25 protein-coding genes are annotated in these 24,186 nt (G+C 69.4%); 12 read left to right on the top strand and 13 right to left on the bottom strand.

All coding sequences use genetic code 11. The features are described 5' to 3' along the window. Window position 1 precedes the first annotated feature (1 nt). The 6 genes from gyrB to GL325_RS11610 form a co-directional block, all read right to left on the bottom strand. Window positions 2-1,987: a DNA topoisomerase (ATP-hydrolyzing) subunit B gene (gene gyrB / locus GL325_RS11635; protein WP_187411630.1), complete on the bottom strand. Its 1,986-nt coding sequence runs from the start codon at window positions 1,985-1,987 to the stop codon at window positions 2-4. A 194-nt stretch (window positions 1,988-2,181) separates the two neighbouring features. Continuing rightward, a complete protein-coding gene (locus tag GL325_RS11630) occupies window positions 2,182-2,790 on the bottom strand; it encodes a histidine phosphatase family protein (protein ID WP_187769670.1) in 609 nt (202 codons plus the stop codon). Further along, window positions 2,787-4,280: an FGGY-family carbohydrate kinase gene (locus GL325_RS11625; protein ID WP_187411629.1), complete on the bottom strand. Its 1,494-nt coding sequence runs from the start codon at window positions 4,278-4,280 to the stop codon at window positions 2,787-2,789. Before GL325_RS11625 ends, GL325_RS11630 begins: the two co-directional genes overlap by 4 nt. Beyond that, window positions 4,277-5,725, bottom strand: coding sequence for an FGGY family carbohydrate kinase (locus GL325_RS11620; RefSeq protein WP_187769669.1), 1,449 nt, complete (start codon window positions 5,723-5,725; stop codon window positions 4,277-4,279). Before GL325_RS11620 ends, GL325_RS11625 begins: the two co-directional genes overlap by 4 nt. Next, complete coding sequence (locus GL325_RS11615) at window positions 5,722-6,762, bottom strand: 2-hydroxyacid dehydrogenase (protein ID WP_222865806.1); 1,041 nt, start codon at window positions 6,760-6,762, stop codon at window positions 5,722-5,724. The genes GL325_RS11620 and GL325_RS11615 overlap by 4 nt, the downstream gene beginning before the upstream one ends. A 77-nt stretch (window positions 6,763-6,839) precedes the next feature. Next, entirely contained in the window at window positions 6,840-7,628 is a 789-nt protein-coding gene (locus GL325_RS11610) for a DeoR/GlpR family DNA-binding transcription regulator (protein ID WP_187769668.1), read from the bottom strand. Window positions 7,629-7,793: 165 nt separating this feature from the next. Here GL325_RS11610 and GL325_RS11605 point away from each other — a divergent pair, with 165 nt between their 5' ends. From GL325_RS11605 to GL325_RS11590, 4 genes are all read left to right on the top strand, one after another. Beyond that, the gene (locus tag GL325_RS11605) at window positions 7,794-8,870 is read left to right on the top strand and encodes a sugar ABC transporter substrate-binding protein (protein WP_154597269.1); all 1,077 of its coding nucleotides are present in this window, start codon (window positions 7,794-7,796) and stop codon (window positions 8,868-8,870) included. Window positions 8,871-8,933: 63 nt separating this feature from the next. Further along, on the top strand, window positions 8,934-9,746 hold the full coding sequence (locus GL325_RS11600; protein WP_154597270.1) for an ATP-binding cassette domain-containing protein: 813 nt from the start codon (window positions 8,934-8,936) through the stop codon (window positions 9,744-9,746). Beyond that, window positions 9,743-10,993 carry a sugar ABC transporter permease gene (locus tag GL325_RS11595; protein ID WP_154597271.1) on the top strand — a complete coding sequence of 417 codons (1,251 nt, stop codon included), beginning with the start codon at window positions 9,743-9,745 and terminating at the stop codon, window positions 10,991-10,993. The genes GL325_RS11600 and GL325_RS11595 overlap by 4 nt, the downstream gene beginning before the upstream one ends. A 98-nt stretch (window positions 10,994-11,091) precedes the next feature. Continuing rightward, complete coding sequence (locus GL325_RS11590; protein WP_187769667.1) at window positions 11,092-11,889, top strand: phosphatase PAP2 family protein; 798 nt, start codon at window positions 11,092-11,094, stop codon at window positions 11,887-11,889. Between the two features lie 97 nt (window positions 11,890-11,986). Here GL325_RS11590 and GL325_RS11585 read toward each other — a convergent pair whose 3' ends face one another. The 5 genes from GL325_RS11585 to dnaA form a co-directional block, all read right to left on the bottom strand. Further along, window positions 11,987-12,469: a DUF721 domain-containing protein gene (locus GL325_RS11585; protein WP_154597273.1), complete on the bottom strand. Its 483-nt coding sequence runs from the start codon at window positions 12,467-12,469 to the stop codon at window positions 11,987-11,989. Beyond that, window positions 12,462-13,589, bottom strand: a complete 1,128-nt coding sequence (gene recF, locus GL325_RS11580; RefSeq protein WP_187769666.1) for a DNA replication/repair protein RecF — start codon at window positions 13,587-13,589, stop codon at window positions 12,462-12,464. Before recF ends, GL325_RS11585 begins: the two co-directional genes overlap by 8 nt. 117 nt (window positions 13,590-13,706) lie before the next feature. After that, a complete protein-coding gene (gene gnd / locus GL325_RS11575; RefSeq protein ID WP_187769665.1) occupies window positions 13,707-14,609 on the bottom strand; it encodes a phosphogluconate dehydrogenase (NAD(+)-dependent, decarboxylating) in 903 nt (300 codons plus the stop codon). A gap of 27 nt (window positions 14,610-14,636) precedes the next feature. Further along, window positions 14,637-15,782 (bottom strand): DNA polymerase III subunit beta, encoded by a 1,146-nt coding sequence (dnaN, locus tag GL325_RS11570; protein WP_187769664.1) that lies wholly within the window; start codon window positions 15,780-15,782, stop codon window positions 14,637-14,639. 330 nt (window positions 15,783-16,112) lie between these two features. Further along, window positions 16,113-17,582 carry a chromosomal replication initiator protein DnaA gene (dnaA, locus tag GL325_RS11565; RefSeq protein ID WP_373681481.1) on the bottom strand — a complete coding sequence of 490 codons (1,470 nt, stop codon included), beginning with the start codon at window positions 17,580-17,582 and terminating at the stop codon, window positions 16,113-16,115. 440 nt (window positions 17,583-18,022) lie between these two features. Here dnaA and rpmH point away from each other — a divergent pair, with 440 nt between their 5' ends. From rpmH to GL325_RS11525, 8 genes are all read left to right on the top strand, one after another. Then, on the top strand, window positions 18,023-18,160 hold the full coding sequence (rpmH, locus tag GL325_RS11560; protein ID WP_187411626.1) for a 50S ribosomal protein L34: 138 nt from the start codon (window positions 18,023-18,025) through the stop codon (window positions 18,158-18,160). An 18-nt stretch (window positions 18,161-18,178) separates the two neighbouring features. After that, window positions 18,179-18,517, top strand: coding sequence for a ribonuclease P protein component (rnpA, locus tag GL325_RS11555; RefSeq protein ID WP_255467099.1), 339 nt, complete (start codon window positions 18,179-18,181; stop codon window positions 18,515-18,517). After that, complete coding sequence (gene yidD / locus GL325_RS11550) at window positions 18,517-18,765, top strand: membrane protein insertion efficiency factor YidD (protein WP_154597537.1); 249 nt, start codon at window positions 18,517-18,519, stop codon at window positions 18,763-18,765. Before rnpA ends, yidD begins: the two co-directional genes overlap by 1 nt. After that, window positions 18,750-19,766, top strand: a complete 1,017-nt coding sequence (yidC, locus tag GL325_RS11545; RefSeq protein WP_154597278.1) for a membrane protein insertase YidC — start codon at window positions 18,750-18,752, stop codon at window positions 19,764-19,766. The genes yidD and yidC overlap by 16 nt, the downstream gene beginning before the upstream one ends. After that, window positions 19,759-20,223, top strand: coding sequence for a R3H domain-containing nucleic acid-binding protein (locus tag GL325_RS11540; RefSeq protein WP_187769662.1), 465 nt, complete (start codon window positions 19,759-19,761; stop codon window positions 20,221-20,223). The genes yidC and GL325_RS11540 overlap by 8 nt, the downstream gene beginning before the upstream one ends. Next, window positions 20,220-20,831: a 16S rRNA (guanine(527)-N(7))-methyltransferase RsmG gene (gene rsmG / locus GL325_RS11535; RefSeq protein WP_187769661.1), complete on the top strand. Its 612-nt coding sequence runs from the start codon at window positions 20,220-20,222 to the stop codon at window positions 20,829-20,831. Before GL325_RS11540 ends, rsmG begins: the two co-directional genes overlap by 4 nt. A gap of 85 nt (window positions 20,832-20,916) precedes the next feature. Continuing rightward, on the top strand, window positions 20,917-21,861 hold the full coding sequence (locus tag GL325_RS11530) for a ParA family protein (protein WP_373681482.1): 945 nt from the start codon (window positions 20,917-20,919) through the stop codon (window positions 21,859-21,861). Further along, a complete protein-coding gene (locus GL325_RS11525) occupies window positions 21,858-22,763 on the top strand; it encodes a ParB/RepB/Spo0J family partition protein (RefSeq protein ID WP_154597280.1) in 906 nt (301 codons plus the stop codon). The genes GL325_RS11530 and GL325_RS11525 overlap by 4 nt, the downstream gene beginning before the upstream one ends. A 72-nt stretch (window positions 22,764-22,835) precedes the next feature. Here the strand turns inward: GL325_RS11525 and trxA are convergent, their stop codons facing one another. Together trxA and trxB are read right to left on the bottom strand one after the other, a co-directional pair. Then, on the bottom strand, window positions 22,836-23,162 hold the full coding sequence (gene trxA / locus GL325_RS11520) for a thioredoxin (protein WP_187769660.1): 327 nt from the start codon (window positions 23,160-23,162) through the stop codon (window positions 22,836-22,838). 26 nt (window positions 23,163-23,188) lie between these two features. Next, window positions 23,189-24,163 carry a thioredoxin-disulfide reductase gene (gene trxB, locus GL325_RS11515; protein ID WP_154597282.1) on the bottom strand — a complete coding sequence of 325 codons (975 nt, stop codon included), beginning with the start codon at window positions 24,161-24,163 and terminating at the stop codon, window positions 23,189-23,191. Window positions 24,164-24,186 lie beyond the last annotated feature (23 nt).

The raw sequence follows: 24,186 nt of genomic DNA, 5'->3' as shown, positions 1-24,186 counted from the left end.
GTCAGATGTCGAGGAAGCGGACGTCCTTGGCGTTCCGCTGGATGAACGAGCGCCGCTGATCGACGTCCTCGCCCATGAGGATGGTGAAGATCTCGTCGGCGGCGGCCGCGTCGGCCAGCGTGACCTGGCGCAGCAGTCGGCCGTCGGGGTCCATCGTGGTCTCCCACAGCTCGCTGGCGTTCATCTCGCCGAGGCCCTTGTAGCGCTGGACCGGGGCCGTGTTGGGCAGCCGGTAGCCGGCGTCGAGGCCGGCCGCCATGACGGCGTCGCGCTCGGAGTCGGAGTAGGCCAGCTCGTGATGGTGGTTGGTCCACTTGATCTTGTACAGCGGCGGCTGCGCCAGGTACACGTGACCGGCGTCGATGAGCGGCTTCATGAACCGGAACAGCAGCGTCAGCAGCAAGGTGGTGATGTGCTGGCCGTCGACGTCGGCGTCGGCCATCAGCACGATCTTGTGATAGCGCAGCTTGGCGATGTCGAAGTCCTCGTGGACGCCGGTGCCGAGCGCGCTGATGATCGCCTGGACCTCGGCGTTCTGCAGGATCTTGTCGATCCGGGCCTTCTCGACGTTGAGGATCTTGCCGCGCAACGGCAGGATCGCCTGCGTCGCGGGGTTGCGTCCGTTGCGCGCCGAGCCGCCGGCCGAGTTGCCCTCGACCACGAAGATCTCGCACTCCTCCGGGTTGCGGCTGGAGCAGTCGATCAGCTTGCCGGGCAGGCCGCCGCCGGAGCCGAAGCCCTTGCGGTTGCGGGCCAGGTCGCGGGCCTTGCGGGCGGCGACGCGCGCCGCGGCGGCGTCGATCGACTTGCGGACGATCGTCTTGCCCTCGGCGGGGTTGCGCTCGAACCAGGCACCCAGCTCGTCGTTGAGGACCTGCTGGACGAAGCCCTTGGCCTCGGTGTTGCCGAGCTTGGTCTTCGTCTGGCCCTCGAACTGCGGCTCGGCCAGCTTGATCGAGATGATCGCGGTCAGGCCCTCGCGGATGTCGTCGCCGGTGAGGCGGTCTTCCTTGCGCTTGATGAGGTTGTTGGTCTCGGCGAAGCGGTTGACCGTGGTGGTCAGCGCCGCGCGGAAGCCCTCCTCGTGCGTGCCGCCCTCGTGGGTGTTGATCGTGTTGGCGAACGTGTGCACCGACTCGCTGAAGCTGTCGTTCCACTGCATCGCCAGCTCGAGCGACAGGCCGTTGGCCTCGTCATCGCGCTCGAGGCTGATGACGTCGCGGTGGATCGGGGCCTTGCTGCCGACGTTGATGTAGTTCACGTAGTCGACCAGGCCGCCGTCGTAGCGGAAGGTGACCTCGCGCTCGACGTCGTCGATGACGCCCGTCTCGGCATCGTCCTCGAGGTGGCGCTCGTCGCGCAGCGTCAACTGCAGGCCCTTGTTCAAGAACGCCATCTCGCGGAAGCGCGTCTTGAGGGTCTCGTAGTCGTAGGTCGTGGTCTCGAAGATGGTGTCCGAGGCGTAGAAGGTGGTGGTGGTGCCCGTCTCGTCGGTCTCCTCCTCGCGCACGAGCGGCCCGTCCGGGACGCCGTACGTGAAGGACTGCGTCCAGCGGTGGCCGTCGCGCTTGACCTCGACGTACAGCTTGGACGACAGGGCGTTCACGACCGAGACGCCGACGCCGTGCAGACCACCGGAGACCTTGTAGCCGCCGCCGCCGAACTTGCCGCCGGCGTGCAGCGAGGTGAGCACCAGGGTGACCGCGGGGATCTTCTCCTCGGGGTGCTCGTCGACGGGGATGCCACGGCCGTCATCGACGACCTTGACGCCGCCGTCGGCCTGCAGGACCACCAGGATCTCGGTGGCGTAACCGGCGAGGGCCTCGTCGACGGAGTTGTCGACGACCTCGTACACGAGGTGGTGCAGACCGCGCTCACCCGTGGAGCCGATGTACATGCCCGGTCGCTTGCGGACCGCCTCGAGCCCCTCCAGGACCTGGATGTTGCTCGCGTCGTACGTGCTGGGTGTCTCGGGCGCCTGGGTCACCTATCCAGTATACGGGGCCATTCTGTTCGTCTCACGACACGACACCTTTTGTGGAGGCTCCGATGTTCATCCACAGATGCCGCTGAACGGCTCATAACGGCCTCTGGGAGTCACGACCAGGGGGCCGACCAAGGCACCCATCGTCCGGACCCCTCCGCGCGGGCCTCACGGACCGCTGGCCGTTCCGGCCGGGCTCAGACCGGGACGTTGAACCCCAGCAGGGCCGCGGACCGGCCGTCGGCGGAGAGCTCCAGCGTCGTCACCGCGACATTGCGCACCTTCGGCATGACGCTGCGATACCGGTTCGGATCGATGCTCAGGAGCGTGCAGAGCACGAGCCGCAACAGGGTCGAGTGCATGACGACGAGGGCCGGCGCCTCGGACTGCGAAGCCAGCGCACGCAGCTCGGGCAGCGCCCGCTCGACGGCGGCCCGGCCGGGCTCACCCTCCGGTAGCGGCGACTCGGCGGGTCGCTCGAGGAACCGAGCCAGGTCGTCGGGGAACCGCTCGGCCATCTCGGCGCGGGTCAGCCCTTCGCCGCGACCGAAGTCGACCTCGCGCAGCGCCGGGCGGACCTGCAGCTCGAGGCCCAGGGCCTCGGCCGCGGGCGTCGCCGTCACGACCGCGCGGCTCAGGTCCGAGCTGTGCACCGTGAGCGGCCCGTGCGCCGCGGCCCAGGCGCCGAGATCGCGCGCCTGCTCCATCCCGCGCTCGGTCAGTCCCACGTCGGAGGAGCCGGCGTACCGGTTCTCGGCGTGCCAGACCGTCTCGCCGTGCCGGGCCAGGTGGATCACGGAGGTCATGCCAGCCATCCTCGGGCACGCCACGCATCGGCCAGGCGGCCGTGCACCTGCAACAGCCGCTCGGACGACTCCCGACGCGGCTCGACGACCGACGCGACACCGGACATACCGCGCACGAGGGCGGTCCAGTCGGCCTCGGTCTCGGCGCCCACGATCGACGATGCCGCCAAGATCGCGGCACCGACCGCGGGCTCGGCCGAGCGGGGGATCGTCACGGGGCGCTGGAGCATGTCGGCGCGGAGCTGGTTCCACAGGTCGCTGCGCGTGCCCCCGCCCGAGGTGCTGTAGCGGCCGTCGACCGAGCCGCCGGCGGCGGCCAGCACGTCGATGCAGGTGCGCTCGAGCGCGGCCACGCCGACGATGACCGACAGGTACGCGTCGGCCCCGAAGCCGAGGACGGAGAGGTCGCGCTCGACACCGTCGACCAGCGCGAACCCGCCGGCGTCCGGGCGCACGAACGGGAACCGCTCGCCGGTGCCGGTCAGCGGGTAGGCCGGCACGACGGAGGCGCCGTCGTCCCACAGGCGTTGGGCCTGGATCGTCAGGCCCGGCAGATCGGCGCCCGGGAGCAGCGCGCCCAACGCGCCCGCGCCGACGCTCGACGCACCGCCGGGCAACCACCGACCCGGCACGGGCGAGCGGTGGGAGTACACGGCGCCGCCGTCGTCCTTCAACGGTGTCGAGGTGACGCCCTTGAGCACGAGTGTCGTGCCGATGACGCAGTGCCAGTCGCCGTCGCCGATCGCGCCGGCGCCCAACTGTGAGGCGCAGCCGTCGGTCATGCCGCCGACCACCGGGGTGCCGGCCGGGATGCCGGTCCGCTCGGCCCAGTCCGCCGCGACCGTTCCCAGCGGGGCACCGGGAGCCACCACGTCGGGCAGCGTGCCCGGGTCGACCCCGAGACCGCCCAGGACGTCGGTGGGCCACGCCAGCTCGAGCAGGTCATACCCGCTCTTGAGCGCGCTGCTCCAGTCCGTGGCGACCGGGCCGCCGCACATCGCGGCCGCGACGACGTCGGGCTGGTGGGCGAAGCGATGTCCCGCAGGCAGCCCGCCACGCGCCGCGTGCACGATCGTCGCGACGCCCCAGCTGGGCTGGATGCGGTAGCCGAGCCGGTCCCAGCGAGCGGGATCGGCGGCGGCGACCTCGGCCGCCTCGGCCGCGGCGCGGGCGTCGTCGTACATGATCGCCGGACCTGCGGGACGACCCGCCGCGTCGACCTCGATCACCGTGCCGGACGTGCCGCACAGCGAGACCGCCGCGATGGCGGCGCGTTGGTCGGGGTCGAGCCGGCCGACAGCCTCGGCGGTCGCGGCGGCCGTCGCCGCGAGCCACTCGTGCGGGTCCTGCTCGTGGCGGACTCCGTCCCGGGTGCTGGTCAGCGGACGCGCCGCCTCGGCCAGGACCGTTCCGTCGAGGCCGACGGCGAGGACTTTGACGCTCTGGGTGCCGAGGTCCACGCCGATGCTCACGGGGTTCACGTTGCTCATGCCGTCCATCTCTGTCGTGCTTCACGGACGTCCGCCAGGTAGGCGGCGTATCCGGCTTCGAACCGGTCGCGCAGGTCGTCCTGCGGGGTGATCACCTGTCGGTCTTCCGCCCAGGCGTCCTCGTCGACGGGTGTGCCCAGGGCCGCCCAGGCCACGGCCGCCGCTCCGCGCGCGCCGACGAACGGCTCGTACGGGACGTGCAGCGCCTGCCCGGTGGCGTCGGCGATCAGTTGGGCGAAGGCCGGTGTCCCGAGCCCGCCGCCGCATCCCGAGAGCTCGCCGTCGAGGCCGGCGGCCTCGAGGCAGTGCCGCGCGGCGTAGGCCACGGACTCGCACATGGCTCGCACCAGGTCGGCCGGGCCGTGCGTCAGCGTCATGCCGAGGATCTGTCCCGTGGCCCGCGGCTCCACGAAGGGGGCGCGCTCACCGGCGCCCGAGACGAACGGCAGGGCGCGGATCCCCGACGCACCCGGTGCCGACTGCTCGAGCAGCCCTTGCAGGTCGGCCGTGCCGGCACCCACCAGCGAGAGGGCGTGCGCGATCGCCGCGGTGCCCGCCATCGACGGCATCGTCCGCAGGAACAGGTCGGGGTCGGGCGTGCACAGCCACATCCCGGCCGGCTCGCTGTCGGGATCGATCGTCGCGTCGCGGGTCAGCGCCTCGCAGCTGAGCGTCGTGCCCACCACGACGGTGCCCTGCCCGGGCCGCCGCGCGCCGGCGCCGATGCCGCACGTCATGACGTCGTACGGACCGGCCGTCACGGGCAGGCCCTCGGGCAGCCCGAGCAACTGCGCGCCCGTGGCATCCAGGGCGAAGACCGCGCGGGGCGCGGCGGGCTCGGGCAGCAGGCGACGCCACGACTCCACGCCGCACGCCACGAGGGCCTCCTCGACGTACCGGCGGGTGCGGACGTCGAGGAAGGGCAGCGACGCGTCCGACGCGTCGACGGAGACGACCCCCGTCAACCGCTGCAGCACGGCATCGATGCAGTAGCCGGCGACGGCGGAGCGCTCCAGCACCTCGGGCTCGTGCTCGGCGAGGTGGGCCAGCAGCGCCGCATGCGATCCGGGGAAGACGCCCGACCCGGTGAGGGCGTGCACGCGGTCGAGCACGCCCTCACTGCGCCAGCGCGCCACGCGGTCCGCCGCGCGGCCGTCCATCCAGGAGATGGCGCGCCGCGTGGGGCGACCGTGCTCGTCGCGGAGCCACAGGCCGTCGCCCTGACCGGTCAGCGCGATCGCGTCGATCGGCTCGTCCGTGCCGTCCATGACGGTCCGGACGACGGTGACCACCGAGGCCACGACGTCGTCGAGGTCCTGTTCCACCACGCCGCCGGGCCCGCGCAGGAGCTCCGACGGGCGGCTCGCCGATCGCACGCTGCGACCGTCGCGGCCGATCAGCGCGGCCTTCGTGACCGACGTGCCGATGTCGACGCCGAGGATCATCCCCGGAGCACCTCCGGGTTGCACACGTGGCGCAGCTCGCCGCCGCCCAGGTACGCGGCGACCTCGCCGGCGATGATCGACGCGGCGCGCTCCGCCGTCTCGCGCGTGGCACCGGCGAGGTGCGGCGAGAGCACGACGTTCGGCGCGGACAGCAGCGGCCAGTCGGCCGGCGGCGGCTCGATGTCGTAGACGTCCAGCCCGAGGGCGCGCAGATGACCGGACTCGAGCAGCTCGGGCAGCGGCGCGTAATCGAGCAGACCACCGCGGGCGGTGTTGATCAGGACCGCACCGGGACGCATCGCGCGCAGGCGCGTCTCGTCGAGGATGTGCCGCGTCTCGTCGGTCAGGCGGGCGTGCAGGCTGACGATCCCGCTGCGGGCGATCAGCTCGTCGAGCTCGACCAGCTCGACACCGCCGGTGGGCGCGGCGTACGGGTCGTACGCGATGACGGTGGCGCCGAAGGCCTGCAGGATGCGCGCGACGATCGAGCTGATGGCACCCAGGCCGATCAGGCCGACGGTCTCACCGGCGAGCTCGCCGCCGGCCTCCTCCCAGGAGTAGTAGTCGCCGCGCCACGTGCCGCGGGCCAGCTCGCCGTGGGCGGCCGGGATGCGACGACTGGCAGCCAGGATCAGCCCGATGGTGAACTCGGCGGCTGCCTGAGCGTTGCGGCCCGGCGCGTTGACGACGATCACGCCGGCACGGGTCGCAGCCTCGAGATCGACGTTCACGGGTCCGCCCCGGCTGACACCGATGAGCTTGAGCTCGGGCGACGCCTCGATGATCGAGCGCGAGAACGGCGCGAGCTGGGTGACGGCGATCTCGACCCCGCGGAGCGCCTCGATCATGCCGTCGACCGTGCCGGACGCCTCGTCGACGTTCTCGACGGGACCGAAGGGCTCGTGCGGCCACTCCGAGCACGTCGACCGGAAGTCCAGCGGGACTGCGTCACCGACCGCGGCACGGATGGCGTCGGAGAACAGTTCCGGGCGAACGAAGCGGTCGCCGGCCGAGAGGATCGTGGTCAATGGGTTCACCTTTTCCGAGGGCGGCGCGCACGCCCCGCCGAGATAACAAGATTGTTGTTATCTATATCACCGGGACTGTGACGGTGTCACGTGCCGTCCGTGACGTGGAGCCGCACGTGCTCGGCCATCGTCTCGCGCATCGCCACGGGAACGTCCGGCGTCACCACCAGGTCGCTGAACTCCGACAGCTCGGCGAACCGGTGCAGCGAGCGCCGTCCCACCTTCGAGCCGTCGATCATCAGCACGCTGCGCTCGCCGGCCCCGATCATGGCGCGCTTCATCAGCACCAGCTCCTGCTCCTGGTGGTAGGCGCGGACGTCGTCGATCGTCGAGGTCGACTGGAACGAGACGTCGACGGCGTAGGTGGCCAGACCCGACGCGTCGGGCGCGCCGATGAAGGAGTCGTGGGTCCGCGAGTACGCCCCGCCGAGCATGATGACCGACACGTCGTCCTGGTCCATCAACACCTCCAGCACCTGCCGGTAGTTGGTGATCACGGTGACCGCGCCCACCGTCGGGAGCAGCCGTGCGAGGGCGAGGGCGGTGGTCGAGTCGTCGAGCAACACCGACATCCCCGGCTCGACGAAGCCCAGGGCCGTGCGCGCCAGCGCGTCCTTCGCCTCGACCTGGCGTTGCATCCGGAACTCCGAGCTGGACTCGAAGACGCCGGTGGGCAGCGCCGAGACCCCGCCGTGCACGCGCCGGAGCAGTCCGCGCCCCGCGAGATCGTCGAGATCGCGGTGGATCGTCATGACGCTGACGCCCGCGTCCTCGACCAGTTCCGCGACGCTGGCGAAGCCCTGCTCGACGACGCGATCGATGATCCGTCGCTGGCGTTGAGCACGCGATGGCCGGGCTGGAGCCTGCTCGGTCATGTGTGTCCTTCCTCGGGTCAACACGCGGTGTGTCGGGGTAACAGCCCACTTGACAGACTTAACGTGTTAAATGTTACGGTCCCCGCATTCAGCGTGTGACAGCTGTCACAAGCGATGGTATAGGCACGGCTTCGGTCGGACGCCCGGTTCAGAAGAGAGAGACACATGAAGACAACGAGCTTCCGCATGGCGGCAGTCGCCGCGGCGGTCATGGCCCTGGGAACGCTGGCCGCTTGCGGCTCGGGCGACGACTCCGAGGGCAAGGACGGCGACAAGGCCTCGGGCACGATCGCGTTCCTCATGCCGGACCGCGCGTCCACGCGCTACGAGGAGCAGGACCGCCCGCTGTTCGAGAAGAAGGTCAAGGAACTGTGCGAGGACTGCAAGGTCCTCTACCAGAACGGCGACGGCGACCCGAACAAGCAGCAGCAGCAGGCCAACTCGGCCATCGCCCAGGGCGTCGACGTCCTCGTGCTCGACGCGGTCGACACGAAGGCCGCGGCCACGATCGTCGCCAACGCCCAGGCGCAGGACATCCCGGTCATCACCTACGACCGCCCGATCACGACCAAGCCGGCCGACTTCTACGTGTCGTTCGACAACGAGGGGATCGGCAAGATGATCGCCGAGTCGCTCGTGAAGAAGCTCGACGCCGACCAGGCCGACGGCGGCCTGCTGATGGTCTACGGGTCGCCCACGGACGACGCCGCCCAGCTCATCAAGAAGGGCATGAAGGCCGGCGTCGAGGGCAGCAAGTACGACGTGCTGGCCGAGTACGACACGCCGGACTGGAACCCGCAGAAGGCCCAGGACTGGGTCTCGGGCCAGATCACCAAGTACCGCGACGACATCGCGGGCGCGGTCGCGGCCAACGACGGCACCGGCGGCGGCACCGTCGCGGCGCTCAAGGCCGCGGGCATCGACCCGGTCCCGCCGGTCACCGGCAACGACGCCGAGGTCGCCGCGATCCAGCGGATCATCGCCGGTGAGCAGTACAACACGATCTCCAAGCCGATCAGCATCGTCGCCAGCGCCGCCGCCGAGGCCGCCGTCGCGTTCCTGAAGGGTGAGGAGCCGAAGGCCGACACCGAGCTGTTCGACACTCCGTCGCAGCTCTTCACGCCCGAGGTCGTCACGACCGAGAACGTGAAGAAGGTCATGTTCGACAGCGGCATCTACACCGCCGACCAGGTGTGCACCGGCGCCTACGCCGCCGGCTGCAAGAAGCTCGGCATCAACTGATCACGCTCGGCCGGTCCCCGCACGCGTGTGGGGACCGGCCGTCGTCGATCCACAGGGAGAGACATGAACCAACCCACCGAGGCGACCCCCGCGTCCGGGCGCCCCATCCTGAGCCTTCGGGCGATCAGCAAGAACTTCGGCGCCGTCGCCGCACTGACCGACGTCGACCTCGACGTCCACGCCGGTGAGGTCGTGGCCGTCGTCGGCGACAACGGCGCCGGCAAGTCCACACTCGTGAAGGTGCTGTCCGGCGTCCACGCGGCCTCGTCCGGCACGCTCGAGTTCGACGGCCGCGAGGTCAGCATCACGAGCCCGCAGAACGCGATCGACCTCGGCATCGCGACGGTCTTCCAGGACCTCGCGCTGTGCGACAACCTCGACGTCGTCAGCAACCTCTTCCTCAACAGCGAGATCTCGCCGCTGCGCCTCGACGAGGTGCAGATGGAGGTCCGCTCCTGGGAGCTGCTGCGCCAGCTCGCGGCCAAGATCCCGTCCGTGCGGATCCCGATCGCCTCACTGTCGGGCGGTCAGCGCCAGACGGTGGCGATCGCCCGATCGCTGCTGCTGGACCCGAAGCTCATCATCCTCGACGAGCCGACCGCCGCCCTGGGCGTGGCCCAGACCGCGGAGGTCCTCAACCTCGTCGAGCGCCTGCGTGAGAACGGCCTCGCCGTGATCATGATCAGCCACAACATGGAGGACGTCCGCGCCGTCGCCGATCGCGTCGCCGTGCTGCGTCTGGGCCGCAACAACGGTGTCTTCGACGCCCGCAACGTCACGACCGAGGAGCTGGTCGCGGCGATCACCGGCGCCACCGACAACGCCGTGACGCGCCGTGCCGACCGTTCCGCCTCGACCCATGAGGAGATCCGATGACCACCCCCGAGGGCCTGAGCCCTGTCGCCGCCGACCTGCAGGACGAGCGCCTGCGCACGAGTGAGGGACTCGGCGGCTTCGTGCGTTCGCTGGGCGAGCGGATCCGCGGCGGTGACCTCGGGGTCCTGCCCGTGATCGTCGGCCTCGTCGTGATCTGGACCGTGTTCCAGTCGCTGAACTCGTCGTTCCTGTCCAGTGCGAACCTGGGCAACCTGCTGATGGAGTCGGCCGCGGTCGGCGTCATCTCGCTGGGCATCGTCTGCGTGCTGCTGGTCGGCGAGATCGACCTGTCCGTCGGCTCCGTGAGCGGCTTGTCGGCCGCGATCCTGGGCGTCTCCTTCGTCCAGCACGACTGGCCGGTGTGGCTGGCCGTCCTCGCCTCGCTCGCCGCGGGCGCCACGATCGGCTTCGTCTACTCGGTCGTCTACACGCGTTTCGGTGTGCCGTCGTTCGTCATCTCGTTGGCCGGCCTGCTGGGCTTCCTGGGCCTGCAGCTGAAGGTGCTCGGCCCCAGCGGCACGATCAACCTGCCGTTCGACTCCCCGATCGTGAAGCTCGGCCAGCTGTGGTTCGTGCCGGCGACGCTGTCGTACGTCCTGGTCGTGCTGGCCGCGGCGGGCTTCTTCCTGGCCCGGTTCGGACGGTCGCGTGCTCGCGCTGCGGCCGGCCTGTCCTCGGTCCCGGTGTCGCACCTCGCGCTGCAGGCCGGTGCGATGGCCGTCGTCCTGCTCGCGGCCGCCTGGTACATGAACCAGGCCCGCGGCATCGGCTGGATGTTCGTGCTGTTCGTCGGCCTCGTCCTGGCGATGCACTACGCACTCACCCGCACGCGCTGGGGCCGTTCGGTCTTCGCCGTCGGTGGCAACGAGGAGGCCGCCCGCCGCGCCGGCGTCAACGTGAACCGGGTCTACATGACCGTCTTCATGCTGGCCTCGACCTTGGCGGCGCTGGGTGGAGTCCTGGCCGCGGGCCGTCTCGCCGCCGCCGCTCAGAGCAGCGGCACGGGTGACGTGAACCTGAACGCGATCGCGGCGGCCGTGATCGGTGGCACCAGCCTCTTCGGCGGTCGCGGGTCGGCCTTCGCGGCGCTGTTGGGCATCTTGGTGATCTCCTCGATCTCCAGCGGCCTGACCCTGGTCAACCTCGACTCGTCGTGGCGCTTCATGGTCACCGGTGGCGTGCTGCTGCTGGCCGTGATCCTGGACTCGGTCGCACGGCGATCGCGCGTCAGTCACGGCAGGGCCTAGCTGCTCCGCAGCACCTCGCACACGGCCGCGTGTCCGTCCCTCGGACGGCACGCGGCCGTTGCCGTTGCGCCGTCTGAAAGGCTGGAGGGGTGAGTTCGATGACCCGATCGAGATCCTCCGTCGTGGGACCGGCCCTCGTGGTCGGTGCCGGTGCCGCCGCGCTGTTCTTCGCCGTGGTGAGCGTGGCGCTGTGGTCGACGACGGGTCAGGCCGCGGACGAGGACGCGATGCTCGCGGTCACCGCGGGTCGCGAGGCCCGGCTGACCGTGCTGTCGATCCTGGGTCGCGTCTCGATCGGCACGGTGGCGGTCCTCGCCGTCGGGTGCCTGCTGCTGGCCGCGCTGCGCCGGCACGGCCGCGCCGCGCTGGCCGCCCTCACCGTCATCGTCGGAGCGAACGTGACCACGCAGGTGCTCAAGCACGGCGTGCTCGACCGCGCGGACCTGGGCTACGGCGTGCACAACTCCCTGCCGAGCGGCCACGTCACGGTCGTCGCGGCCGCGGTGGCCGCGCTGTTGATCGTCGTCCCGCCCGCTGCGCGAGCCTCTGTCGCCGGGCTGGGCACCTTCGCCACCGGCCTGACCGGCCTGTCGACGATCGTCGCGGGCTGGCACCGGCCGGCCGACGTCGTCGCCGCGCTGCTCGTGACCCTCGGGTGGTGCGCCGTCGGCGTTCTCGTGCACGGAGGCCGCCGATCGCGGGACTCCGCGGTGTTCCTCGCGGCGCTCAGCGGAGCGGTCGCGTCACTGATCGGGATCGTCCTGATCGGCGTGCGCCCGGTGTCGGGCCTCGAGGGGTTCCTGCAGGCGTCCCTGGTGCTGGGCGCCGTGGCCCTGGCCTCGGCGTGCGCGATCTGGCTGATGTCCTGGATCTGCCCGGACGCCTCCCGGGTGTGACCCCGCCATGGCGAGGAGCGAAGCGACGAGGGGCCGGCCCGGCGGAGCTCTGCGGAGCCGGGAGTGAGCGCGAAGCGAAGCGAGCGCGGCCGGCCCACTATCCGTAGGTGTCGCGCGGCCCGCGTCCCTTGATCGAGCGCGGACCCTTCTTCCAGCTGGGTGCCTGCGGACCACGGACGTCGATCCGCAGCACCTGACCGTCACCGAGCTCCTGGTTGAGCTTGGCCACCAGCCGCGGTGCCAGCAGCTTGAGCTCCTTGGCCCACGCGGTGGAGTCGGCCTCCAGGTGCACGACCCCGTCGCTGAAATGGTCGACCGTGCAGTGCTGGGCCACCTCGGGGCCGACGATCGCGGCCCAGTCCGAGAAGACGCGCGACGCGGCGAGCCGGTCGTTCCAGCCCTGGTTCTTCACCATCTCGCCCAGGACGTCACCCAGCGCGACCGCATCCTCACGACCGGGGCGCCGCGCCGGACCCGTGCGCCGCATCGGCCGGCGCCGCCTGGTCGCCGGCTGGCCCCCGGTGCGGTACGCGTCGGCGATCTCGCGGGCCAACCGGAGCACGTCGTCATCGTCAGTCACGTGGGGTCACCGCCCCTCGGGCCACGTCGAAGGCCTGACCCACCAGCTCGGGCGGGACGTCTCCCTGCACGGCGGCCGTCACCAGCACCTGCTCGGCCGAGGCGACCCGGGCGGCCAGACGGGAGCGCCGATCAGAGTCGAGCTCGGCGAAGACGTCGTCGAGGATCAGGATCGGGTCGTCGCCCTCGTCCCGCAGCAGGGCGAACGCCGCAAGGCGCAGCGCCAGCGCGAGGGACCAGGACTCGCCGTGACTGGCGTAGCCCTTGGCGGGCAGCTCGCCGATCCCGAGCAGGACGTCGTCGCGGTGCGGCCCCACGAGGCTGATGCCGCGCTCGAGCTCCTCGCGACGGCGTCGGCCGATCTCGTCGAGCAGTGCCTTGGCGATGTCGTCGACGTCACGCAGTTCCTCGACGCCCTCGACCGACGGCTTGTAGACGAGGGACACGACCTGGCGATCGGCCGCGGCGCCGGCTGCCACGTCCCGGTAGGCCTCGGTGGCGTGGGGAGCCAATGCGTCCAGCAACGCCAGCCGTGCGGCGATCAGCTGGCCGCCGGTGCGCGCGAGGTTCTCGTCCCAGATGTCCAGGGTCGAGATCTCGACGTTGCTGCGTCGGCCGGCGGTCTTGAGCAGCGTGTTGCGCTGACGCAGGACGCGGTCGTAGTCGGCCTTGACGCCCGCCAGTCGCGGTGCCCGCATGACGATCAGGTGGTCGAGGAAACGCCGGCGGTCGGACGGGTCGCCCTTGACCAGGGCCAGGTCCTCGGGCGAGAACAGCACCGTCCGCGCGATGCCGACGATGTCACGGACCCGCGGCAGGGGATTGCCGTTGACCCGCGCGCGATTGGACTTGCCGGGCGTGATCTCGAGCTCGAGCAGGGCCGATCGGTCGTCGCGCTGGAGCTGCACCCGGACGATCGCCCGCTCGGTACCCGCACGCACGAGCGGGGTGTCGGACGAGACCCGGTGCGAGTCCAGCCCGGCGAGGTAGTCGATCGCCTCCACGAGGTTGGTCTTGCCCTGCCCGTTGGCCCCGATGAACGCCACCGGACCGGGCCGCAGGTCGATCCCGACGGACTCGTACGACCTGAAGTCGGTGAGTTCCAGCCGAGTGACGTGCATGCGCTCAGCCTACGGCCGACCAGATGTGTAGCGGTGTCCACCCGTTTGAACCGTTTTCGGCCCGAATCGGGTGGTTACCGCTACACATCTCGGGCGCGGGACGGGACTGCTCGAGGATCAGGCCGGCGGGACGTCCGGGCTCTCCTGCGTCGCACGGACGGCGTGGCCACCGAACTGCTGACGCATCGCCGCGACCGCCTGCATCGCCGGCGACTCGTCCTGGCGCGACACGAAGCGGGCGAACAACGAGGCGGCGATCGTCGGAGCGGGGACGGCGTTCTCGATGGCGGCCTCGACCGTCCAGCGTCCCTCGCCCGAGTCCTCGGCGTAACCGCGGATCTGCGAGAGGCCCGGGTCGTCCTCGAGGGCCTTGACCAGCAGGTCCAGCAGCCACGAGCGGACGACCGTGCCGACGCGCCACGAGTTGAGCACCTCGGCGACGTTGTCGACCATGTCGACCTTCTCGAGCAGCTCGTAGCCCTCGGCGTAGGCCTGCATCATGGCGTACTCGATGCCGTTGTGGACCATCTTGCTGAAGTGCCCGGCGCCGGTCTTGCCGGCATGGACGAAGCCGTTCTCGGCATCAGGGCGCAGGGCGTCGAACGCCGGCTGCACCTTGGCGATGTCCGCAGCGTCGCCGCCGGCCATCAGCGCGTACCCGTTCTCGAGGCCCCAGACGCCACCACTGACGCCACAGTCGACGAAGCCGATCTTCTTCTCGCCCAGCATCTCGGCGTGAAACTCGTCGTCGGTCCAGCGCGAGTTGCCGCCGTCGACCACCACGTCGCCCTCGGAGAGCAGCTCGTTGAGCTCGGCGATCGTGCTGTGCGTGGGCTCGCCGTGGGGCACCATCACCCAGACCACCTTGGGGCTGGGCAACTGCTCGACCAGCTCGGCCAGCGAGCCGACGTCACTGACGTCCGGATCGCGGTCGTATCCGACCACGGTCAGACCGGCGTTGCGCATGCGCGTACGCATGTTCCCGCCCATCTTCCCCAGTCCGACGAGTCCGATGTGCATGGCGCCTCCCGACGTCGTTGGCGCGATTCAGTTCTGGAGCCGTACCGGCATGATCAGGTAGCGGAACGCGCCATCGGGATCCGCTCCCACCTCCGCGACTCCGGACATCGCGGCAGGCTTGGTGTGCTGGGTGAACGACAGGTGCACGACCGGCTCGGTCATGACCGAGAGTCCTTCGAGCATGTAGTTCGGGTTGAAGCCGATCGAGATGTCGTTGCCGTCGATCGTGGCCTCGACGCTCTCGGAGGCCTGGGCCTCGTCACCGCTGCCGGCCTCGAGCAGGACCTGGCCCTCGGAGAACGTGAGCCGGACCGGGGTGTTGCGCTCGGCGACGAGGGCGACACGCTTGACGGCGTCGACCAGAGCGTGGGTGCTGACGTACGCGACCGTCTCGGCCTGGGCCGTGAACAGCTGGCGGACTCGCGGGAAGTCGCCCTCGAGCAGACGCGTGGTGGTGCGGCGCACGCCGCCGCCGACGGTGCCCTCGAAGCCGATGAGTCCGTCGCCGGTCTCGCTGGTGGAAACCGCGATCGTGATGTCGCCGCCCGCGGTCAGTGCCTTGGCGGTGTCGGACAGGACGCGCGCCGGGACGAGGGCGCGCGCCGAGATGTCGGAGGTCTCGGGGTACCAGGACAGGTCGCGCAGGCTGGCGCGGAACCGGTCGGTGGCCATCAGCGAGATCGTCGAGCCCTCGAGCTCGACCCGGATTCCGGTCAGCAACGGCAGCATCTCGTCGCGCGAGGCGGCGGCGCTGGCCTGGCCGACCGCCGTGGCGAAGTCGTCGGCCTTGACGGTGCCGGTGGAGGTGGGCATCGCTGGCAGCTGCGGGTACTCGTCGACCGGCATCGTCTGCAGGCTGAAGCGCGAGCTGCCGCACGTGACCTGGACCTTGGTGCCGTCATGGACGACGTCGACCGGCTTCCCAGCGGGGAGCGCGCGCACGATCTCGGCCAGGAGACGGCCCGAGACGAGCGCCTTGCCCTCGTCGTTGACCTCCGCGGGCAGCGATGCGCGCGTGGAGGTGTCGTAGTCGAAGCCCGACAGGTGGAGCTCGTCGCCGACGGTCTCGAGCAACAGCCCGGTCAGCACCGGCACGCTCGGGCGGGTCGGCAGGCTGCGGGCGGTCCATCCGACAGCGTCGGCAAGGGTGTCGCGATCGATGCGGAACTTCACGTTCTGGGGCCTCTCATTCGTCAGTCGAATCCTGCCACGGTGGGCGGTCATCCACACCTATGGGGCGTCGTGACTTCTACTCGGATTTGGCTCTTTGTACTTTCCGTCGTCGTAGTAGGGCCTGTGGATTCGGTGGACAACCCTTGTTTGTGCTGGTCAGCGGTGTTTTCTGCCTGTGGATGAAGTTGTGGTGGGCGCAGTGGGGGGACTCGGTCGGGCTGTGGACGAACGTTTGTCGTTCACATCGTGTTCACACCCTGAGAGCTCCGGTGCACCGATTCTGGCGGTTCATCCACACCCGTGTCCCCAGGTGGGGAAGAACAAAAGTCGTCAGGACTGCCGTGCCTGCTGGCGGATGCGTGCCGTGAGCTCGGTGACCTGGTTGTAGACGGCGTGCTTCTCGGCCATGAGCTTGCGGATCTTGCGCTCGGCGTGCATCACGGTGGTGTGGTCGCGCCCGCCGAACTCGCTGCCGATCTGCGGCAGGGACATCTCGGTGAGCTCGCGGCACAGGTACATCGCGATCTGGCGGGCGAGGACGAGGTTGCGCGAGCGGTTGGGGCCGCACAGCTCCTCGATCGTGTACTCCGAGTAGGCCGCGGTCTGCGCCATGATCATGCCGGCGGTGATCTCGGGGTCGTCGCCCTCGGCGATCAGGTCCTTGAGCACGATCTGCGCCAACTGCAGGTCGACGGTCGTGCCGTTGAGGTTGGCGAACGCGGTGGCGCGGATGAGGGCGCCCTCCAACTCACGGATGTTGGTCTGCACCTTGCTGGCGATGAACTCCAGCACGTCGGCCGGCGCGGTCAGCTTCTCGGTGGCGGCCTTCTTGCGCAGGATCGCGATGCGCGTCTCGAGGTCGGGCGGCAGCATCTCGGTCTGCAGGCCCCAGCTGAATCGGTTGCGCAGGCGCTCCTCCAGCGTCCGCAGCTCCGACGGCGGCCGGTCGGACGTCATGACGATCTGCTTGTTCTCGTTGTGCAGCGCGTTGAAGGTGTGGAAGAACTCCTCCTGCGTCGCGTCCTTGTTCTCGATGAACTGGATGTCGTCGACGAGCAGCACGTCGATCTCGCGGTACTTGCGGCGCAGCGCGGGGGTGCGGTTCTCGCCGATCGCGTTGATGACGTCGTTCACGAACTCCTCGGAGCTGACGTACCGGACGCGCGACGAGGGGTAGAGGTTGATGACGTAGTGCCCGATGGCGTGCAGGAGGTGCGTCTTGCCCAGGCCGGAGTCGCCGTGGATCACCAGGGGGTTGTACGCCTTGCCCGGTGCCTCGGCCGCGGCGACCGCGGCGGCGTGGGCGAAGCGGTTCGACGAGCCGATGACGAAGTTCTCGAACTGGTAGCGCGAGTTCAGTCGTGCCTCGGCGATGTTCGCGCGATGCGACGGGCCCGGCCCGCCCTTGGAGGCGGCCGGCCGGCTGACCCAGCTGGGGGTGAGGCTGTCGTCGTCCTCCTCGATCTCGTCATCCCTGTCGACAAATCGACTTGACGACTTGTCGATGTCTGTGGGCTCCTCGGCGACGGTGATCGCGGGGGAGAAGAGCTCGGGTGCGTCGTCGACGACCTCGGGGTCGATCGTCACCACGAGGCGGATGTCCTCGCCGGCCTGCGTCGTGAGCGCCTGTTCGAGGGCCGGGCGGACGCGCGATTCGAGCTGCGCGCGCGAGAGGTCGTCCTGGACGGCGACGATCAGGATGCCGTTGTGCAGCGAGAGAGGCTTGGCCCCGTAGACGAAGACCTTCGCCCCTGGCGACAAGGTGGCGACCGAATCGCGCCAGACGGACTCCAAGTCCACTTCAACCTCGTCGCGCACTGCACAGCCTTCCTTCCGCCACAGCGGGCGGGTTTCCCGGGATTTTTTCGTGAGCGGCCGAGAGCAGGGCGGGCCGCCCGAGGGGTTGTTCACACTGTTGTCCACACGTTGTGTACGAAACGGTTCGATCTGCCGCCGTCCCTGACGCGGCGCCTGTGGATATCCTGTGACGCTAGCAGCCGGTGCCGATCCGTCACAAGCGGATCCGGACATTTGTGGAGGCCGTTCGGCGTGTCGTGTGGACCCTGCCCCACACTCAGGATAAGACTTGCGGCTTTGGGTCGGTTTGACCACGTCAGGCCGCCCCCGTACCGTTGAGGGGTCGTCTCGAACGACGTCTGCCGCGTGCCCATGAACAGTTCCGGTCGTGGGCGAGCGGTGGCCCCTCCCCGTTGGGTCACGATCCGTAAGAAGGACCTCCTGTGAGCAAGCGCACTTTCCAGCCGAACAACCGTCGCCGCGCCAAGAAGCACGGCTTCCGCCTCCGCATGCGTACGCGTGCCGGTCGCTCGATCCTCGCGGCCCGTCGCCGCAAGGGTCGCGACAAGCTCTCGGCCTGATTCATCGTGCTGGCGCGCGTGCACCGCATGCGCGACGGTGAGGAGTTCCGCCAGGCGATGCGCCGTGGTGGCAAGGGTGTTCAACCCGACCTCGTCGTTCACGTGGGTGGGCCTGTCGAACCGGCGGACGTCACGTCCGTCGGTTTCGTCGTGTCCAAGAAGGTGGGCCGTGCCCACGAGCGCAATCTCGTGAAGCGACGCCTGCGCCACCTCATGCGCGACCGGATCGACGCGGTTCCCGCGGGATCTCGGGTCGTCGTGCGGGCCCTCCCCGGTGCGGCCTCCCGCCCGGCCGCCGCCCTGGCACCGCAATTGGACCAAGCACTGCACACGGCCGTGTCGCGGGTGCGACGATGATGCGTTGGATCGTGGCGAGTCTGCTGCGGGCCTATCGCTTCGCCATCAGCCCGATGTACGGGCAGGTGTGCCGCTACTACCCGAGCTGTTCGGCATACGCCCTGGATGCGGTCGAGACGCATGGCGCCCTGCGGGGTTGCTGGCTCGCGATCCGTCGCCTCGGCCGGTGCCACCCCTGGGCCGCCGGCGGGTACGATCCCGTGCCGTCCGGCGCCCGTGAACGAGGAGAAGCATGTTCGACTTCCTAGGCAGCATCGGTGGCGCCATCATGACGCCGCTGTACTACTTCACGTCCGGCATCGTGCTCGCGTGGCACTGGCTGTTCGAGCAGATCGGCATGAACCCGGACGGCGGCTGGACGTGGGCCCTGTCGATCGTCGGCCTGACGCTGACGATCCGCGCCATGCTGATCCCGCTGTTCGTCAAGCAGATCAACTCCAGCCGGAACATGCAGTTGATCCAGCCGCAATTGCAGGAGTTGCGCAAGAAGTACGGCCACGATCGTGAGCGCTTCGCCCAGGAGCAGATGAAGCTGTTCCAGGAGACGGGCACCAACCCGTTCTCCTCCTGCCTGCCGCTGCTGCTGCAGATGCCGATCTTCTTCGCCCTCTTCCGCGTCATCGACCAGGCGTCCCGCAACGGCGCCGAAGGTGCACGCGGCTTCCTGTCCGGTGCGCAGGCCGAATCCCTGGCCAACGCCGAGTGGCTCGGCGGCCGCATCGCCGACACCTTCATGTCGAGCGAGCACCTCGAGACCAAGATCATCGCTATGACCATGGTCATCGCGATGTGCGCCACCCAGTTCTTCACGCAGAAGCAGCTGATGGCCAAGAACATGCCGGAGTCGGCGCTCAACGGCCCGTTCGCCCAGCAGCAGAAGATCCTCCTCTACGTGCTCCCGGTCGTCTTCGCCGTCTCCGGCGTGGCGTTCCCCCTCGGCGTGCTCGTCTACTGGACCACGTCGAACCTGTGGACCATGGGCCAGCAGTTCTGGGTCATCCGCAACAACCCCGCGCCCGGCACGCCGGCCTTCAAGGCCAAGCAGGAGCGCGACCAGGCCAAGGGCAAGACGGTTCAGCCCGATCCGGCGCTCCCCGTCGAGACCGAGACCGAGGCTCAGCGCCTGAAGCGCCAGCAGCCGAAGAAGCAGACGCGCGACCAGCGCCGGAAGAGCGGCTCCCCCCAGCCGAAGCAAGCGAAGCCGAAGCCGAAGCCGAACAAGCCTGCCCAGGAGGATCCCGATGAGTGACAGCGATCTGGAACGCGAAGGTGACATCGCGGCCGACTTCCTCGAGGAGCTCCTCGACATCGCGGACCTCGACGGCGACATCGACATCGATGTCGACGGCGATCGCGCCGCGGTCGAGATCATCGGCGGCGATCTGCGTCACCTGGTCGGGCCGGACGGCGAGGTCCTCGAAGCGCTCCAAGAGCTCACCCGGCTGGCGGTCTACCGCGAGACCGGTGACCGCAGCCGTCTGATGCTGGACGTCGACGGACACCGGGCCGCTCGCAAGGCCGCGCTCGTCGAGGTCGCTGCCGGAGCGATCGAGCAGGTCAAGGCGGACGGCGAGCCGCTCGCTCTCGATCCGATGTCGCCCTTCGAGCGCAAGGTCATCCATGACGCGGTCGCCGATGCGGGACTGCGCAGCGAGTCGGACGGCGCCGGCCCGACGCGCCACGTCGTCGTGCTGCCGGCCGAGTGACTGTTTCACGTGAAACGGCAGCGTTCGGCGAGCGTCTTCCGCTCGCAGAACGCTATGCCGAGATCCTGGCCACGACCGGTGTCGAGCGCGGTCTGATCGGTCCCCGCGAGGTCGACCGACTGTGGGACCGACACCTGCTCAACTGCGCCGCCCCGGTGGTCCGCGTTCCTGAGAACGCCACCGTCGCGGACGTCGGCGCCGGCGCTGGACTCCCCGGCCTGGTCTGGGCCATCGCGCGTCCTGATCTGCACGTCACCTTGATCGAGCCCCTCCTGCGTCGAGCGACCTTCCTCGAGGAAGCCTCCGCGGAGCTGGACCTGGACAACGTGACGGTGCTGCGAGCGCGCGCCGAAGAGGTTTCCGAGAAGTACGACGTCGTCACCGCGCGTGCGGTGGCGGCCCTCGACAAGCTGGGACGCTGGTGCATGCCCTTGGTGAAGCCGGGCGGATTCCTGCTCGCGCTCAAGGGACGCAGTGCCGCAGAAGAGGTCGAATCCGCGCGCGCCACCCTCAAGCGTCTGAAGGCCGGCGATATCGTGGTGGCGACGTACGGGCAGGACTGGGGACTCGACGTTCCCACGACTGTCGTCGAAGTCCAGCGCAGATGAGCATCCGTGGAACGGCCTGACGTTCCACGTGAAACATGACGTGGGGCGCCCTGACGTTCCACGTGAAACATGACAGGGAGCCGTAGTGACGATTCCGACAGCCGCGGACTTTGCCGAGGAGCCGGTGGAGGCGTCCGCCTCCACCCCCCTCGCCGACCAAGCGAGCCAGCACGTCGAACTCATGGAGCGCCTTGCGCGCAGTGGCCGGTACGAACGCCCGTCCCACACCCGGGTGTTCGTCGTGGCGAACCAGAAGGGTGGCGTCGGCAAGACGACCACCTCGGTGAACTTGGCCGCGGCGATGGCCGCGCGCGGGTTGTCCGTCCTGTTGATCGACCTGGACCCGCAGGGCAACGCCTCCACGGCAGCGGCGATCCCGCACGCCTCCGGAACACCGGGCACGTACGAGGTCCTGCTCGACGAACTACCCATCGAGGACGCGGTCCAGGCAAGTCCTGACATCCCGGCATTGCGCGTCGTTCCAGCCACGATCGACCTCGCGGGCGCCGAGATCGAGCTCGTCGGACTAGAGCAACGCGAGCGTCGCCTGCGCACGGCCATCGACACGTACCTGGCCGGCCCGGGAGCCGACATCGACTACGTCTTCATCGACTGCCCGCCGTCGCTGGGACTGCTGACGATCAACGCGATGGTGGCAGCGCGCGAGGTGCTGATCCCGATCCAGTGCGAGTACTACGCCCTGGAAGGACTGAGCCAGTTGCTCGGCAACATCGGCCTGGTCCAGCAGCACCTCAACCAGGATCTCGACGTGTCGACGATCCTGCTGACCATGCACGACGCCCGGACGAACCTGAGTTCGAGCGTGGCGGCCGAGGTGCGCGGCCACTTCGGGGATCGGGTCCTCTCGACCGCGATTCCCCGCTCAGTGCGGATCAGCGAGGCGCCGGGCTACCAGCAGACGATCATCACGTACGATCCGAACTCGACGGGAGCGTTGTCCTACATGGAGGCGGCCCGTGAGATCACCCAACGCGGCGCGGCCCCGGCCGACCAAGGAGCATCGTCATGAGCACACCTCGCCCCGGCCTCGGCCGTGGACTCTCCGCCCTGATCCCCACCTCGCCGGCCCAGGCAAAGGAGTCGGGCCTCACCGAGGTCGCGGGTGCCCGACTGCGCGAGCTGCCGGTGGGCCAGATCTCGCCCAACCCGCGTCAGCCCCGCAAGGTGTTCGACGAGGAGGCGATGTCCGAGCTCGTCCACTCGATCAAGGAGATCGGACTGCTCCAGCCGATCGTCGTGCGATCGACCGGGCCGGATCGCTACGAGCTGATCATGGGGGAGCGGCGTTGGCGCGCCACCCAGAAGGCCGGCCTCGAGACGATCACCGCGGTCATCCGCGAGACGACGGACGAGGACCTGCTGCGTGACGCACTGCTGGAGAACCTGCACCGGTCGGAACTGAACCCGCTGGAAGAGGCAGCGGCGTACCAGCAGCTCCTGGAGGACTTCGGCTGCACGCAGGAGGAGCTCTCGGAGCGCATCGGGCGGTCGCGCCCGCAGATCACCAACACGATCCGGTTGCTGAAGCTCCCTCCGGCGGTCCAGCGACGCGTCGCGGCGGGCGTGCTGTCCGCCGGCCACGCACGGGCCCTGCTCGCGGTGCCGAACCCGGAATTGCAGGACAGATTGGCCTCGCGGGTGGTCGCTGAGGGGATCTCCGTGCGTCAGCTCGAGGAGATCGTCCGCTTCGGGGACGAGGACGCGACGCCTGCGGCACGCAAGCTGTCGACGCGTCCCACCTCGGCGAGGGTGGGCGAGTTGGCGCACCGGCTCTCCGAGCGTTTCGACACGCGGGTCAAGGTCGACTTCGGCAAGTCCAAGGGCAAGATCGTCGTCGAGTTCGCGACGATCGGCGACCTGGAGCGCATCGTTGAACTGATGGACCCCGCCTCCGCTCAGAAAGTCGACTAATCTACTGAACGACTTAACAACAAAGCCACTTGTCGATAAGTCGACAAGTGGCTTTGCTGGTTACAGCAGGTGTCAGGCGACGAACTCCGAGATCTCGGTGAGGATCGCCGACTTGGGACGGACGCCCACGATGGAGCGGACGAGCTCGCCCTGGTAGTAGAGGTTGATCGTCGGCAGGCCGGTGACCCGGTAATGCGCCGGCGTGACGGGGTTGGCGTCGGCGTCCATCTTGACGACGGTCAGCGCGCCTTCCTTCTCGGCAGCGATCTCCTCGAGGATCGGGGCCAGCTGGCGGCACGGGCCGCACCAGGAGGCCCAGAAGTCGACGAGGACGGGCCCTTCGGCCTTCAGGACGGTGGACTCGAAGTCGGCGTCCGTGACGGCGGTGATCTCAGCCATGTTTCTCCTTGGGTGGGTGCGGATGGTCAGTCGGTCAGGGCGACCGCGGGCTCGGGGAACCCGGCGGCCTCAATGTCGGCGAGGAAACGCTCGGCGTCGAGGGCGGCCTGGCATCCGGTGCCGGCCGCGGTGATCGCCTGACGGTAGGTGTGGTCGACCAGGTCGCCGGCGGCGAAGACGCCGCGCAGGTTCGTGGCGGTCGAGCCCGGCTGCGTGAGGACGTAGCCCTCGTCGTCCAGGTCGACCTGACCCACGAGCAGCTCGGAGCGCGGGTCGTGGCCGATGGCGATGAACAGGCCGCTGATGTCGAGACGGCGGGTCTCGCCGGTCTCGGTGTCGCGCAAGGTGACGCCCTCGAGCATGCCGTCGCCGTGGATCTGGTCGACGGCGCTGTTCCACGCGAACTCGAGCTTGTCGTTGGCCAGGGCGCGCTCGGCCATGATCTTGCTGGCGCGCAGCTCGTCGCGGCGGTGGATCAGCGTGACCTTGTCGGCGAAGCGCGTCAGGAACAGGGCCTCCTCGACGGCGGAGTCGCCACCGCCGACCACGGCGATGTCCTTGCCGCGGAAGAAGAAGCCGTCACACGTGGCGCACCAGCTGACGCCGTGGCCCGAGAGCGTGTCCTCACCCTCGATGCCGAGCTTGCGGTAGCCCGAACCCATGGCGAGGATCACCGCGTGGGCGCGGTACGTCGAGCCGTTGGCCAGCTGCACGGTCTTGATGTCGCCGGTCAGGTCGCACGACGTGACGTCGTCGGCCACGAGCTCGGCGCCGAAGCGCTCGGCCTGGGCGCGCAGGTTGTCCATCAGGGCCGGGCCCATGATGCCGTCGGGGAAGCCCGGGAAGTTCTCGACGTCGGTGGTGTTCATCAACGCGCCACCGGCGGTCACGGAACCCTCGAAGACGAGGGGGTTGAGATTGGCTCGCGCGGCATAGATGGCAGCCGTGTACCCGGAGGGGCCGGAGCCGATGATGATGAGACTACGGACGTCGTCGGTCATGGAGAAACGCTTTCGATCGGGTT

Source organism: Aeromicrobium sp. 636, assembly GCF_024433585.1.
In the GTDB taxonomy this organism is placed as follows: Bacteria; Actinomycetota; Actinomycetes; order Propionibacteriales; family Nocardioidaceae; genus Aeromicrobium; species Aeromicrobium senzhongii.
Note: the sequence above shows the minus strand (reverse complement) of the source record. Positions and strands in the feature narration are given on the sequence as shown.

Coding starts and splice junctions, on each gene's coding strand:
- trxB (WP_154597282.1), bottom strand. CDS start 24,163: ATGACCGACGACGTCCGTAGTCTCATCATCATCGGCTCCGGCCCCTCC.
- GL325_RS11630 (WP_187769670.1), bottom strand. CDS start 2,790: ATGACCTCCGTGATCCACCTGGCCCGGCACGGCGAGACGGTCTGGCAC.
- gnd (WP_187769665.1), bottom strand. CDS start 14,609: ATGCACATCGGACTCGTCGGACTGGGGAAGATGGGCGGGAACATGCGT.
- GL325_RS11590 (WP_187769667.1), top strand. CDS start 11,092: ATGACCCGATCGAGATCCTCCGTCGTGGGACCGGCCCTCGTGGTCGGT.
- GL325_RS11625 (WP_187411629.1), bottom strand. CDS start 4,280: ATGAGCAACGTGAACCCCGTGAGCATCGGCGTGGACCTCGGCACCCAG.
- GL325_RS11540 (WP_187769662.1), top strand. CDS start 19,759: ATGAGTGACAGCGATCTGGAACGCGAAGGTGACATCGCGGCCGACTTC.
- GL325_RS11595 (WP_154597271.1), top strand. CDS start 9,743: ATGACCACCCCCGAGGGCCTGAGCCCTGTCGCCGCCGACCTGCAGGAC.
- GL325_RS11620 (WP_187769669.1), bottom strand. CDS start 5,725: ATGATCCTCGGCGTCGACATCGGCACGTCGGTCACGAAGGCCGCGCTG.
- trxA (WP_187769660.1), bottom strand. CDS start 23,162: ATGGCTGAGATCACCGCCGTCACGGACGCCGACTTCGAGTCCACCGTC.
- recF (WP_187769666.1), bottom strand. CDS start 13,589: ATGCACGTCACTCGGCTGGAACTCACCGACTTCAGGTCGTACGAGTCC.
- yidD (WP_154597537.1), top strand. CDS start 18,517: ATGCGTTGGATCGTGGCGAGTCTGCTGCGGGCCTATCGCTTCGCCATC.
- yidC (WP_154597278.1), top strand. CDS start 18,750: ATGTTCGACTTCCTAGGCAGCATCGGTGGCGCCATCATGACGCCGCTG.
- GL325_RS11605 (WP_154597269.1), top strand. CDS start 7,794: ATGAAGACAACGAGCTTCCGCATGGCGGCAGTCGCCGCGGCGGTCATG.
- GL325_RS11525 (WP_154597280.1), top strand. CDS start 21,858: ATGAGCACACCTCGCCCCGGCCTCGGCCGTGGACTCTCCGCCCTGATC.
- GL325_RS11610 (WP_187769668.1), bottom strand. CDS start 7,628: ATGACCGAGCAGGCTCCAGCCCGGCCATCGCGTGCTCAACGCCAGCGA.
- GL325_RS11600 (WP_154597270.1), top strand. CDS start 8,934: ATGAACCAACCCACCGAGGCGACCCCCGCGTCCGGGCGCCCCATCCTG.